Source organism: Marinobacterium arenosum (genome assembly GCF_019795155.1).
Lineage (GTDB): Bacteria > Pseudomonadota > Gammaproteobacteria > Pseudomonadales > Balneatricaceae > Marinobacterium_C > Marinobacterium_C arenosum.
In genome coordinates this window covers 37,864-51,182 of sequence record NZ_JAILYN010000034.1, presented here as the reverse complement: position 1 = coordinate 51,182, position 13,319 = coordinate 37,864, and the positions used below count along the sequence as shown (strand labels likewise).

Genomic DNA, 13,319 nt, shown 5'->3' with positions numbered 1-13,319 from the left:
AACGGCGATTCCGGAAATTGGGCACAAGTGTTCAGCTTCGGCCGGAATGGGTGTTCACGTTGAACCAGAATCGGTGTTCACGTTCCGCCGGAATGGCTGTTCACGATGGGCCGGAATATGCAACGTGATCCTCGACGGGATCGTGAATCCGGGTCGGCATGTTCAAGGATATCCGCAAGAGTATTTCATGGAACCTTCCCAGATTGCTGAAGCGGTCTACTTTCTAACGCAACAACCATCGCAGGCCTGGACGTTCGAACTGGATCTGCGCGCATTTGGCGAAAAATGGTAATGAATAATGAATCAATCATCCCTTCGCTGATAGCCAATAATGGCAACCGGCAATAAGATTCAGTTGATCCGGCTAACGTTCGAGCAGCCACACAAGTGGTTGAAGATCGTCATTGGAGCGCAGGCTACGTCTTTAATCTCATGTCAGCTAAGAGACCTTAGCGCCGCTGAAACGGATAAATAAACCCAGCATTTCTCATACCCGCGTTGTGCCTGCTGTTACCTCCCCCACCACCCAATGGGAGGTCTGTTTTTGGGCACCGAGTTTAAGTGGGCTCTGCTGACACTGACTGTCAGATCTAGTCTGAACATTTACAATCCAGCCAACAATCGGGGGGACTCTTTGAACTAGACATTGAACATCAACGCGCGATCAATAATCGAGCGGCAACGGTCACCGCTATGCTAACGGGACTTATACAGGATGGGGGATTCGCAAGAACAGAAAAGAGAAAGATGGGGGCGACCCCACCAGCCACATCCCGGCACACAATTCCACCGCTGCGGCTGCTCCCTTCCGGGCCTGACCGGGTTCACGGCTTCATGTTGCGAGAGGACCGGCAGAGCCGCCATAACGCGGCTCCAACGGTTTGATGCGATGATCAAACCCTCGAAAACCAGATGTCTCGGACTACTCAACTCGAGACAGGCGCGCAGTATACCAGCCATGCCGCCGGATGCAAAACCGATTTCACGAAATTCGCTTATTGAAACAAAAAGTTAGCGCCAGGCAGGCGTTATATCGGGCTATAGCAACGGCGTAGCCGACCAATCCTGGCGGGGCACCTGGCCCTGCTGCAGCCGCCGGTTCCAGCCCGGCGCGTCGATCAGTTCGCCCTCGCCGTCATAGGGGGGATAGGCCAGCCCCCTGTCCCGGCAGAACAGCGCCAATTTGCGGTTGCTCCACTCGAACAGGCAGCGGGCGATCTCCTCGACTGACAACCGGGGCTGGTCATAAAGCCCGGCGGCCAACCGCTGCTGCTGCGCCTCCACCAGGATAATCCCGGCGGCGGTCGACACGTTGAGCGAGCTGACCATGCCCATCATCGGGATGATGATGTGCTCGTCGGCCTGCGCCTGAGCCTCCTCGCCCACCCCCTGTTTCTCGGCACCGAACAGGATCGCGCAGGGCGCGGTATAGTCGACCAGCCGGTAATCGAGCGCCCGACCGGACAGATGGGCCGCATAAATCTTCATCCCTTGCGCCCGCACGGCTTCGGCCGCCTCGGCAAAGGTCTCATGCTGCTGGGTCGACACCCAGCGGTCCGAACCCAGCGCGGTACCGCTGTAGCGATAACCCGCTTTCGGCGCCACGGTGTGTACCTGGTGGATGCCTACCGCATCGGCGTTGCGCAGCAGCGCCGCCAGATTGCGCGGTTTGTGCACCCGCTCGGCGATCAGCGTCAGGTCGGGTTGGCGGCGCTGCAGCACCTGCAGCAACTTCTGTTTACGTTCCGGAGTCATAATCGTAGATAGCCGTTGGCATGCGGAAAAAGCGATCATGCAAGGTACCGGAGGGGTTCGATTTTTTCCAGTGAACGGCTATGACATAATATGCGCCCTTTTTCTTTAACCTGACCTGGGTTAACACCACCATGAACACTGCTAAAAAGATCATCGCTTACCAGGGCCAGCCTGGCGCATACTCCCACCTCTCCTGCCGCCGCGTGCATCCGGAGATGGAACCGTTTGCCTGCGACAGCTTCTTTGAGGCGATGTTTATGGTCGAGCGCGGCGATGCCGCACTGGCGATGATTCCGCTGGAAAACTCCACCGCCGGCCGGGTCGAAGAGATCTACCGGCTGATGCCGAAAACCAAGCTGCATATCATCGGCGAGCATTTCGAGCCGGTTAACCATTGCCTGCTGGCGCTGCCCGGCGTCAAGGAGGAGGAGTTGAAAACCGTCTCCTCCCACCCACAGGCGCTGGCCCAGTGCGACGGCAATATCAAGGAGATGGGGCTGGAACCGATCGCCAGCCTGGACACCGCCGGCTCGGCCAAGGAACTGGCCGAGAGCGGCGAGCGCAGCCATGCCGCCATCGCTTCCAGCCTGGCGGCCGAACTATACGGCCTGCAGGTGGTCCGCGAGAACTACCAGGACAAGAGCGGCAACACCACCCGTTTCCTGATCGTCGCCCACGACAGCCATATGCCGGCGCTGGAAGCGGACGTGAAATTCATGACCACGCTGCTGTTCACGGTGCGTAACATCCCGTCTGCGCTCTATAAAGCACTGGGCGGTTTTGCCACCAACGGGGTCAACATGGTAAAGCTGGAGAGCTATATGGCTTCCGACACCATGCAGGCATCCAGCTTCCACCTCGATGTGGAGGGCCACCCCTACGAGCAGTCGATGCAGTACGCGCTGCAGGAGTTGAACTTCTTCGCCAAAGACGTGCGGGTCATGGGCACCTACCCGGCCCACCCGTTCCGTTACCGGCAGGATGCGATCATTGAAGAGTAAGAGTGCACAACCAGATGTCGCTTTTGCACAACCCTGCTCAGCAACAAAAGCTTAACATACTGAAACTGGTACAAAAGTATTGTTGTGCACCGCACAATGCAGTGCCATACTGCAGATGCGAATGACGACTCGTCAGCCCACCTGGTTGCGAGAACTCAGTCGCATCCCTTTTTTAACTCTGGCCACTCTAAGAGTTAACGCCTTTAGCCCTCCGCAGTTCGGAGGGCTTTTTTATGTAAAGTGAAGAGTGAACAGTTTCGAGTTAACAGCGTGGTAGGGTGGGCATGCTTTTTGTGCACACGCGGATAACGCCCCGTCCGGCTGGTGGATATATTGCAATTATCATATGCTGAACGAGCTGGAGCGGGTGAGGAGAATCGAACTCCCGTATGCAGCTTGGGAAGCTGCCGTTCTACCATTGAACTACACCCGCAGTTGAAAGCGGCCCGGAGGCCGGGCCAGGCACCGATGGCGGCATCTGGCGAAGACACGGAAAGAATACCCTTTCCGCACTTAATTGCAAGGCTTACTGATTGTTTTCGCTTGGGTTTCAAGCCACAATACAGCAATCAAAAAATGGTGTTCAGGCAATCGCCGTCGCCGAATCCGCGGATGTTGTAACGCGATACTGTTATAATTTGTACATCCGTTGTACTTTCTTCCCCTGACTTGTACCGATATGAATCAAGATAAAACCGTCGAATGGCTTTCGTCACTGACAGCCGAACAACTGGACCGTGTTCAGCAAGCTCTCGTTCAGAAAATCGCTGAGCAAGAAGCACTGAAAGCAAAGGAAGCACAAGAAAAACAGGCTGCCCAGGCCAACCAAAAGAAAGTCGCCGGCATGCCGCCGACCCGCCCGAACGATGTGGAAGCGCTGGCCTCCATGCAGGGCCTCGATATCTCCGGGCTGATGCGCGAAATCTCCAAACGCTGAACGGCGACCGAATACTGCACTGTAATTTTCCAGCAGCCCGGTCGCCCCGCAGCTTACAGTCGCCCCTGACGCTCCGCCCGCTCGACCACCTTTTTCAACACCCGTGAAACGGCAACAAAACCGAAGGTTGCTGTAACGCAGGTGGCCGCCCCGAAGCCGCCGGCGCAATCGAGCCGGGTATTGCCGTCCAGCAGGCTCTTGTTGCCGCAGACACTGCCATCGGGCTGCGGGTACATCAGCTGCTCGGTCGAGTAGACACAGTCCACCGCGAAGCGACGGCCGCTCTTGCTGAAACCGTAATCCCGCCGCAGCAGCGAGCGTACTTTGGCCGCCAGCGGATCCTGCTCCGTGCGGCTGAGATCGGTGACCTGGATCTGGGTCGGGTCCATCTGACCGCCGGCACCGCCGACGGTGATCACCGGAATCTTGCGCCTTTTACAGTGAGCGATCAGCGCCGCTTTTTCCTTGACACTGTCAATGGCGTCTATAACGTAGTCGAATTGGTCGCTGATCAGTTCGGCAATGTTATCCCGGGTGATAAAGTCCTCGACCTCGTACGGCGTACAGTCCGGATTGATCGACCGTATCCGCTCGGCCATCACCTGCACCTTGCTGCGACCGACGGTATCGCTCAGCGCATGGATCTGCCGGTTGGTATTGGTGATGCAGAGATCATCCAGGTCGATCAGGGTGATATTGCCGATGGCTGTGCGGGCCAGTGCCTCGGCGACCCAGGAGCCGACACCGCCGATACCGACCACGCAGACATGTGCCTGGCGAAAAAGCTCGACAGCGGCAGAGCCATAGAGTCGGCGGGTACCGCCAAAACGGTGTTCAAAGTCGTGAGTCACAGCTACCTCGCTACAGGAAATGCGGCGCGATTATAACAATAAAGAACAGCCGGCCCGGTAGGCCAGAAACGGGACCGGCGATTATTCAGGGATTAGAGGCTGAAAACAATAACCGATGGGCATATTCACTGACACGGAAGCCCGCTCAGACCGTTTACTGGACAGCATAGAACAGGCGGTCTGGCACTACGATGCTGACCGGGGTCGAATCGGCTGGGCCAACCCGGCGGCACTGGCGCTTTGGCAGTGCGCCAACCTCGACGAACTGCACGCGCTCCAACCCACCCCACTGGCGGCTTGCCTCGGTGCGGAATCGGACACTTGCGAATTCCAGTGGCGCGGCCAGCATTACCGCTGCCGGATCCAACTCCTGGGCGACCAGCATTGGCTGTTCGAGCAGCTACCGGAACCCGGCCCGCAGGCCGCCGCGCTGTCACAGAAGAATCTGCGCAGCGCTTACGACATGCAGGGCGACCTGATCCTGCGCAACAGCAATGCCCATCGCCTGTTCAACAGCGACGAACAGCACTTTATCGATCACTTCGTCGACCTGCAGCAGGCGGAACAGATCTGGACCCAGCTGCGCCAGGTCGGCAGTTATCTCGGCCAGGCGCTGGTCAACACCCGCACCGGGCCGCGCTGGCACTCGCTGGATATCATCGTTACCCGGCCGCCGCAACGTCGTATCGAGCTGACCGAGCAGGACCTGAACCCCTACCTGGAGAACGAAGACCCGGTGGAGAGCCTGCTGCGTGAACAGCAGGTGATCCTGGAACATGCTGGGGTCGGCATCAGTTTCATCAAGGAACGCCGCATCCTGCGCTGTAACCGTCAGTTCGCCAAGATCTTCGGCTACCAGGTAGAAGAGCTGATCGGCCAGCGCGGTGTGGTGCTCTATCGTGACCAGGCGATTTTCGACAGCGTTGGCGAGGAAGCCTATCCGCTGTTGAGCCGCGGCCAGCTATACAACAAGCGCCTGCTGATGAAGCGCAAGAGCGGCGAGCTGATCTGGTGCGCCCTGCGCGGCAAGATGGTGGTGCCCGGCCATCCGGAATCGGGCTTCATCTGGATCATCGACAATATCGACAACGAAGTGCGCCACCAGCAGGCACTAAAACAAATGATGCAGGAGCAGGAGCTGATCCTGGAGTATGCCATGGTCGGCATCGTGTTCCTGAAGGAGCGCGTAGTCACCCGCTGCAACCAGAAATTCGCCAGCATGTTCGGTTACCAGCCGGAAGAGCTGATCGGCCGCACGACAGAACACCTGCACGTGGACCTTACCGCCTTCGAGCGCATGGGACGCGAAGGCTATCGGCCACTGTCCCGCGGCCAGGTCTACCAGGCTGAGAAGCGGCTACGCCACCGCAGCGGCCAGGAACTGTGGATCGAACTGCGCGCCAAGGCGATCAACCCGCAGGATCTCAGCGAGGGCACCATCTGGATCGCCATGAACATCACCCGCCGCAAGCGGGCCGAGCAGGCGCTGAACGAAGCCCACGAACAGCTGGAACTGAGGGTTGCCGAACGCACCAAGGAGTTGCACGAGGCGATCAGCGAACTGCACCAGGAGATCGCCGACCGGCGTATCGCCGAAGAACGGATCAAGCACCTGGCCCACCACGATCCGCTGACCGGCCTGCCCAACCGGGCGATGCTGGAGGAGCGCCTGCAGCAAACATTGATCCAGGCCGAACGCGCCGACGAGCAGGTAGCGGTGCTGTTCATCGATCTCGACCGGTTCAAGAACATCAACGACAGCCTCGGCCATCAGGAGGGCGACCAGCTACTGAAGGAGGCCGCCGCCCGCTTCAAGCAGTGCATCCGCTCCACCGATATCGTCTCCCGGCTGGGCGGCGACGAGTTCGTCATCATCCTGACCCATCTGCACGACCCGCAACACATCCAGCAGATCGTCGACAAGATCCGCACCCGATTCCGCCGCGAGATGCGGCTCGGCCTGCAGGAGCTGATCGTCACCCTCAGCATCGGTGTCGCCATCTACCCGCAGGACGGTATCGAGCCACGTTCGCTGCTGAAAAACGCCGACGCGGCGATGTACCACGCCAAGGAACAGGGCCGGAACAACTGCCAGTTCTTCAATCAGGGGATCGACAACAGCGTCAGTGAACGGTTACTGCTGGAGAACGCCCTGCATCGGGCATTGAAAGAGCAGCAGTTCGAACTCCATTACCAGCCGCAGGTCGAACAGGCCAGCGGCCGCATCGTCGGCGTCGAGGCGCTGCTACGCTGGCAGCACCCCGACAAGGGACTGATCTCGCCAATGGCGTTTATCCCGCTGGCCGAAGAGACCGGCCAGATCATCCCGCTCGGCCTATGGGTACTGCAGGAGGCCTGCCAGCAGGCCCGGCGCTGGCAGCTGCAGGGGCTGGCGCCGATTACCATGTCGGTCAACCTGTCGGCGTTGCAGATTCAGACCGACGATTTCCTGCAGCAGGTAGCCAGCGTGCTGAAACGCACCGGCCTGGCACCGCAGCTGCTTGACCTGGAGATAACCGAAAGCTGCATCATGCGCAATGTCGAAGACACCATCGACAAGCTCAGCCGGCTGCACCGGCTCGGCATCCAGCTCAGTATCGACGACTTCGGTACCGGCTACTCCAGCCTCGCCTATCTGAAGCGGTTCCCGATCGATAAGCTGAAGATCGACCGCTCCTTCGTCAGTGAGATCGACGTGGATGAGGATGACGCGATGATCTGCAACACCGTCATATCGATGGCCAAGAGCCTGAACCTGAAAGTGGTGGCGGAAGGGGTGGAGAGCGTCGACCAGCTGAACTGCCTGCGCGACTACGGCTGCGACCTATATCAGGGCTACTATTTCTCGCGGCCGGTGCCCGCCTCTGAAATCGAACAGATGTTGCGCGAACAGGCGGCGGATCTCAGCCCGGCTCCTTGCGATGGGCGGTAGCTAATCACCCATCAACGAGAGATACAAGCAGCCCACCCCGACCCTATCGCGGTCGGAGCCCGCTGCTACGGGTTCGCGTTTCGTAGCAGCCCGCTCCGAGGGCGACACCCGCGGGCCCTGCAACCCTGTCGCGGTCAGAGCCCGCTGCTACGGGTTCGCGTTTCGTAGCAGCCCGCTTGGTATGCCCCTTGGGTACCGAGGGCGATATCCGCAGGCCATGCAACCCTGTCGCGGTCAGAGCCCGCCGCTACGGGTTCGCGTTTCGTAGCAGCCCGCTTGGTATGCCCCTTGGGTACCGAGGGCGGCATCCGCGGGCCCTGCAATCCTGTCGCGGTCGGAGCCCGCTGCTACGGGTTCGCGTTTCGTAGCAGCCCGCTTGGTATGCCCCTTGGGTACCGAGGGCGACCTCCGCGGACCATGCCAAGACCTGTCGCGGTCAGAGCCCGCTGCTACGGGCTCGCGTTTCGTAGCAGGCCGCTTGGTATGCCCCTTGGGTACCGAGGGCGATATCCGCAGGCCATGCAACCCTGTCGCGGTCAGAGCCCGCTCCGAGGGCGACAGCGCATAAGCTGTGGCGCCCCGGCTGCCACCCTACAAGGCTCGGCCTCTGGGGCCTGCCACGATTCGGTGAAGAAACAGGAAATTCAAAACTCTTCGTCGGTCAGCTCGGTGATCACCGGCTCGCCGCAGCCCTTGCAGCGCCCTTCGATGTAGACGATCCCTTTCAATTCGTACTCCACCGGGTCGGTCATACCCAGGTCAACCTGCTGACAGTGGTCGCACCAGGTCTGGTTCAGAAATGCCTGCTGCTCATCGGGGTCGCGGGCATGGAAATCGCGTTCAATACGTTCTGACATAATCAGCTTCCTTATGAATTCTCGGGGTTAGCGCCGCTCGGCAACGGCCGGCCAGGGCAGCAGCTCGGGCTCGGCGAACTCGCCCTGCAGCAACTGCCGCACCGACGCCGCCTGGAACAACGTCCCCTGCTCCGGCGGGCAGCAAAAACGGTAGTCACGGCCATTCAGGGTAAACGCCAACGCATAGGCGTGCAGATAGGTACGGTCGGCCGGCGGATTCACCGCTTCATGGTAGAGCGGGTCACCGATAATCGGCGCACCGATGCTCTTCAGTGCCACCCGCAACTGGTGGGTCTTGCCGGTCAGCGGCCGCAGCAGAAACAACCGCTGGCCCGGCTCGGCCGGTTTGCAGAAGAACTGGCTGACGGCCGGGTTTTCACGCCCCGCGGTCAGTTTCCAGGCGCCGCGGCGGGCCTTGGCCATATCGCCGCTGACCGTGCCCTGTTTCTTGCGCGGCTTGCGATCGGACAGTGCCAGGTAGTACTTACTCACCCGTCGCAGGCGGAACTCGGCCGCCAGTGCCGCGGCCGCCTCTGCATGGCAGGCCAGTAGCATCAGCCCGGAGGTAACCCTATCCAGCCGGTGGACCGGCGACAGCCCCGGCAGCTCCAGATCCCGCTGCAGTTGCATCACCAGCCCGCAATCTGACTGATCCTTGTGCACCGACACACCGGGCGCCTTGTCGATCAGTACAAAATCATGGTTGGCTTCGAGAATGCGGTACATGGGATGGCGGCTCCGGTCAATGAAGCGCGGCAGTGTGGCGCAAGGGGCGGCCGGATTCAAGAGACTGTCGTTTTTACCACAGCCTCTCAACCAGTCGCCATCGGGTGCCCAAGGGAGAGCTGAAACTCAGGCGCAGCGGGGTTCGGCAATCAGCGCCAGCTCGTCGGCGAACAGCTGCTCACCGAACGCCTGCCAGCTGGTGCGGTAATCGAACTCGCTGGACAGCGGCTGCCACCCCAACCCATCCAGCACCACGCTGCCGTTGAAGAACAGTGCCATGTCCTGATCAAGCCGCTGTACACCAAGGGTAAAGGAGGCGATCTCCTGCAGGGCAATAGTACCGAAGGCAGTCGCCCAGGCCGAAAAAGTTACCGCCGCCACATTAACGCCCGGACGTGGCTGCAGATCGCCTGCCGCCAGCGCCTCTTGCACCAGCGCATCGCAATTGGCCACCAGCCGTGCATCCAGTTCCGCCACTCGCTGCATTCGATCCGGCAGCGCCTTCTCCATTACCGCCGGTGTCTTGGCGGTCAGTACGGTCAGGAACAGATCCGGTTCCAGCCGGGCGAACAGCTGATAGGCAAAGCCGATCGCCATCATCCGTTCACGACTGCTGCCTGGATAAGAGCGGGCGCGCTCGAACAGATCGAGAATGCGGTTCTGAGAACGACAACTCAGGGCGCAGAGCAGATCCTCTTTACTGCCGAAGTGGTTGTACACCGTTCCCTTGGAATAGTCTGAACGATTGGCGATCTTATCCATCGTCAGACCGGCAAAGCCCTCACTGGCAACGACCTGCTGCGCGATATCCAGCAGCTGCTCTTCCCTCTCGGCAAGCTCACGGGCCTTACGTGTATGGCTAGTTGTCATCGGTTACTACGAACTCGGAGATAAAACGGGCCCCAATTCTATGTCCTCAAAGCGCGTAGGCCAACTTCGTAAAAGCCTTTTCGGCCGATTTCCTGCGCCAGCGCAAACGATCAACCGGCTGCAGCGTGCCAGCAACACCGCATACCGCTCCGACCCGGGCGCAAAACGCGCTGCTCGATATCGCCGTGTGCCCCGTCACCGGCAACCCGGATGGACAGACAGGCCGGCTGGCACCTCAAGCCGGAAAAAGCGCCTATCCGGGCCGCTCTGATTCAGCTGCGGTACCCGCGCCCGATGCGCGTAGGTGATCAGATGGCTCTGAGCCAGCACCTGAGTGACCCTTTGATGCCCGCTGCCCCCCATTAGACCAATGTTCGCCCGGCTGTTAGGCTCGACGGATGGATCCGATCGACAAGCTCCCCACCCTGCCGAGCGATTACTATCTGCATAATTTCCGCAGTCTGGTCGAACAGACCCGACAGCGCTACGGCGACCTGCTGACCGCTGCGGAACAACAGCTGCTGGAGCGATTCAGCCAGTGCCCGGAGCCGGCCCAGATGCTCTATATCCGGTTGATCTGTCGACGCGGCCCCAGCTTTCGCAGCGACAAATTGAGCTATCCGGAGATCGGCGAGCTGCGTTCGGCCGCCGACCATCTGCAGCAGCAGGCGCTGCTTTCGATCGACCCGGACATCGATGCGGAAATCCTCGGCCAACTGCTGACCGCAGTCGAACTTAGGCAACACTTTGCGTTGCATAAAGACCGTAAACCGGCCCTGATCTCGCAATTGCGACAGCAGCAGCCGGAGTCTCGCCCACTGCGCCACTGGCTGCCCGCCGAGCCGTTCGAAATCTGGCAACCGCAAGGCTATGAACTGCTGAGCCGACTGAAACTGCTCTACTTCGGCAACCTGCACCAGGACCTGACCGAGTTCGTGCTACGTGACCTCGGCCTGATGCGCTTCGAGCCTTATTCGCTTAGCCGCCCCCATCGTCAATTCCGGGAGCGCCGCCAGCTGGAGCTGATCCTGTTACTGCAGCAGCTGCGCCAGCAGTGGCAGGAACAGCCGGCGGACGAAGCCGAACTGCCACTTATCGTCGACCGGTTGATCGAACGGCTTGAGCCGGTCTCGGCCGATCACGAACCACTGCCATTGCAAAGCCGCTTGCTGAACAGCCTGGCCCGCCAGATCGAGCGGCAGGGTCTCAGCGAGCAGGCAATCAGGCTCTACCGCTACAGCCAAGAGGCCCCGGCACGTGAGCGAGAAGCCCGGCTACTCGACGTTTTGGGCCAGACCGAACAAGCCTTGCAGCTATGCCGGCAGATCGAGCAATCACCCTGGGATATCAGCGAGCAGCGCTTCGTCACCGGCTTTATGCCACGGCTGCAACGCAGACTGGGCGGGCCGCCGGTCAGACGCCGAGCGATGAGCTATGAGAGCTGCCAGCTACAGCTAGCGGACGATGGCCAACGGGTCGAGATGCAGGTGCTGGCCCACTACCAACAGCGGGGCTGGCAAGGCGTCTGGTGCGAAAACGACCTGCTGTGCGGCCTTCTGGGCCTGCTCTGCTGGCAGCAGATCTTCGCCGACCTGCCCGGTGTCTACAGCCAACCATTCCAGGCGGCGCCATTGGATATCGACAGCGGCCAGTTCTACCGCCGGCGCCGGGCGCTGTTCGAGCAGCGCTTTGCCGAACTGCAGCATTGCGACCTACGCACTGAACTGACGGCATGCTGGCAGCAGAAGACGGGCACCCAGAACCCGCTGGTGCGTTGGGCTACACTGAAGCTGGAACTGCTGTGCGAGATAGCCGACCGGCTACCGCGCGCGCAGCTGATCGCGCTGCTGCGGACGCTGGCATTCGATATCCGCCATTTCCGCGCTGGACTGCCGGACCTGATGCTGTGGCGGCACGATGACTACCGGATGGTTGAGGTAAAGGGACCGGGCGACAGCCTGCAGGAGAGCCAGAAGCGCTGGCTGGAACAGTTCCAGCAGTTGGGGATCCCCTACCAGATCTGCCACGTCAGCTGGCAGACCGGCTGAGCCGATCGGCTCCCACCAACCAGCCGGCCCCATTCGGCAATCGGTACCGGCAACGGCTCCGGCCCGCGCCCGGGTACCCTGGGAGGGAGCCATGCTCGAACAGATTCCATCCAGTCCGGTCGATCCGATTCTGCAGGTGATGGCGCAGTTTCACGCCGACCCGCGGCCCGACAAGATCGACCTGGGGATCGGCGTGTTGCGCGACGAACAGGGCCACACGCCGGTATTGGCGGCGGTCAAGGAGGCCGAGCGCCATCTCCTGGCGACACAGCAGAGCAAAGCCTACCTGGGGCCGGCAGGCAGCGTCGCGTTCAACCGCAAGATCATCGAACTGTTATGGCCGGACAACCCGCAGGACCCCTGCCTGGCCTGCATCCAGACGCCGGGCGGCACCGGCGCGTTGCGGGTCGCCGGAGACCTGCTCAACTTCCTGCACCACGGCAGCCGGCTCTGGCTGTCAGATCCCCCTTGGGTAACCCACCGCTCGATCTTCCCCGCCGCCGGCCTGCACCTGTGCAGCTACCGCTACTTCGATCCGCAACAGGGCCGGCTCGATTTCGACGGCATGCTGGAGGATCTGGCAGAGGTTCAGTTCGGCGATGCGGTGTTGCTGCAGGTCTCCGGCCACAACCCCTGCGGTTGCGATCCGACGCCGAACCAGTGGCAGACCGTCGCCGAGCTGCTATCAGCACGCGGCGCGCTGCCGATCCTCGACCTGGCCTATCACGGGCTGGTCGACGATCTGGCGCGCGACCGACTGCCGCTGGCGCTGATCAACCGCCACCACCGCGAGTGGCTGCTGTGCTACTCGACCTCGAAGACCTTCGGCCTCTACAACGAGCGCACCGGCGCACTGATGATCCACGCCGCCGAACCGGAGGTTTGTCAGCGGGTCTATGCCGAGGCGTTGAACCGGATCTGCGGCAACTATTACATGCCGCCGAACCACGGCGCCGCGGTGGTCGATATCATCCTGGGCAGCGAAGAGCTGCGCAGCCACTGGCAGCAGGAGCTGAACCAGGCTCAGCAGAAGGTCCACCAAACCCGGCAGGCTCTGCTACAAGCGCTGCAGCAACGACACCCCGACCGATTCGATTACATCGCGGCACAGAAGGGGTTGTTCAGTTACCTGAGCCTGAACGACGCTCAGCTGGAGCAGCTGCGCAACCGGCACGCGATCTACATCGGTAGCGGCGGCCGCATAAATATCTCGGGCCTGAATGAAGGCAATCTGGCGCGGGTCGCCGATGCTTTGGTGGAGCTATAAGATTCAAGTTTCAAGCGACAAGCGACAAGCGACAAGCGACAAGCGACAAGCGACAAGCGACAAGCAGTTTGTCAA

At 60.7% G+C, this 13,319-nt stretch carries 10 protein-coding genes, 1 tRNA gene, 1 other RNA gene and 1 pseudogene; 6 read left to right on the top strand and 7 right to left on the bottom strand.

Translation table 11 applies throughout. From position 1 onward, the window contains the following. Window positions 1-292 (top strand): annotated as a pseudogene (locus tag K6T12_RS15045) (hypothetical protein); the annotation flags it as partial. Between the two features lie 465 nt (window positions 293-757). On the opposite strand, the gene ffs reads toward K6T12_RS15045, so the two are convergent. Together ffs and trmH are read right to left on the bottom strand one after the other, a co-directional pair. Then, an RNA gene (ffs, locus tag K6T12_RS15040) (signal recognition particle sRNA small type) lies at window positions 758-854 on the bottom strand. 184 nt (window positions 855-1,038) lie between these two features. Continuing rightward, entirely contained in the window at window positions 1,039-1,755 is a 717-nt protein-coding gene (trmH, locus tag K6T12_RS15035; RefSeq protein WP_222223692.1) for a tRNA (guanosine(18)-2'-O)-methyltransferase TrmH, read from the bottom strand. A 131-nt stretch (window positions 1,756-1,886) separates the two neighbouring features. Between trmH and K6T12_RS15030 the strand changes: the two genes are divergently transcribed. Beyond that, window positions 1,887-2,756 carry a prephenate dehydratase gene (locus K6T12_RS15030; protein ID WP_222223691.1) on the top strand — a complete coding sequence of 290 codons (870 nt, stop codon included), beginning with the start codon at window positions 1,887-1,889 and terminating at the stop codon, window positions 2,754-2,756. Between the two features lie 359 nt (window positions 2,757-3,115). Here the strand turns inward: K6T12_RS15030 and K6T12_RS15025 are convergent. After that, window positions 3,116-3,189 (bottom strand) — tRNA-Gly (locus K6T12_RS15025). A 246-nt stretch (window positions 3,190-3,435) separates the two neighbouring features. Here K6T12_RS15025 and K6T12_RS15020 point away from each other — a divergent pair. Beyond that, complete coding sequence (locus K6T12_RS15020) at window positions 3,436-3,693, top strand: hypothetical protein (RefSeq protein WP_222223690.1); 258 nt, start codon at window positions 3,436-3,438, stop codon at window positions 3,691-3,693. Window positions 3,694-3,746: 53 nt separating this feature from the next. On the opposite strand, the gene tcdA is transcribed toward K6T12_RS15020, so the two are convergent. Next, window positions 3,747-4,544 (bottom strand): tRNA cyclic N6-threonylcarbamoyladenosine(37) synthase TcdA, encoded by a 798-nt coding sequence (gene tcdA, locus K6T12_RS15015; RefSeq protein ID WP_222223689.1) that lies wholly within the window; start codon window positions 4,542-4,544, stop codon window positions 3,747-3,749. Between the two features lie 115 nt (window positions 4,545-4,659). On the opposite strand from tcdA, the gene K6T12_RS15010 reads away from it, so the two are divergent. Further along, the gene (locus tag K6T12_RS15010) at window positions 4,660-7,476 is read left to right on the top strand and encodes a sensor domain-containing protein (protein ID WP_222223688.1); all 2,817 of its coding nucleotides are present in this window, start codon (window positions 4,660-4,662) and stop codon (window positions 7,474-7,476) included. 644 nt (window positions 7,477-8,120) lie between these two features. Here the strand turns inward: K6T12_RS15010 and K6T12_RS15005 are convergent. From K6T12_RS15005 to K6T12_RS14995, 3 genes are all read right to left on the bottom strand, one after another. Continuing rightward, window positions 8,121-8,333, bottom strand: a complete 213-nt coding sequence (locus tag K6T12_RS15005; RefSeq protein ID WP_222223687.1) for a hypothetical protein — start codon at window positions 8,331-8,333, stop codon at window positions 8,121-8,123. A gap of 27 nt (window positions 8,334-8,360) precedes the next feature. Beyond that, window positions 8,361-9,059: a TIGR01621 family pseudouridine synthase gene (locus tag K6T12_RS15000; RefSeq protein WP_222223686.1), complete on the bottom strand. Its 699-nt coding sequence runs from the start codon at window positions 9,057-9,059 to the stop codon at window positions 8,361-8,363. A gap of 126 nt (window positions 9,060-9,185) precedes the next feature. Continuing rightward, entirely contained in the window at window positions 9,186-9,929 is a 744-nt protein-coding gene (locus tag K6T12_RS14995) for a TetR/AcrR family transcriptional regulator (RefSeq protein ID WP_222223685.1), read from the bottom strand. Between the two features lie 398 nt (window positions 9,930-10,327). Here K6T12_RS14995 and K6T12_RS14990 point away from each other — a divergent pair, with 398 nt between their 5' ends. Together K6T12_RS14990 and K6T12_RS14985 are read left to right on the top strand one after the other, a co-directional pair. Beyond that, entirely contained in the window at window positions 10,328-11,977 is a 1,650-nt protein-coding gene (locus K6T12_RS14990; RefSeq protein WP_222223684.1) for a VRR-NUC domain-containing protein, read from the top strand. 91 nt (window positions 11,978-12,068) lie between these two features. Further along, on the top strand, window positions 12,069-13,244 hold the full coding sequence (locus tag K6T12_RS14985) for an amino acid aminotransferase (protein WP_222223683.1): 1,176 nt from the start codon (window positions 12,069-12,071) through the stop codon (window positions 13,242-13,244). Window positions 13,245-13,319: the final 75 nt, after the last annotated feature.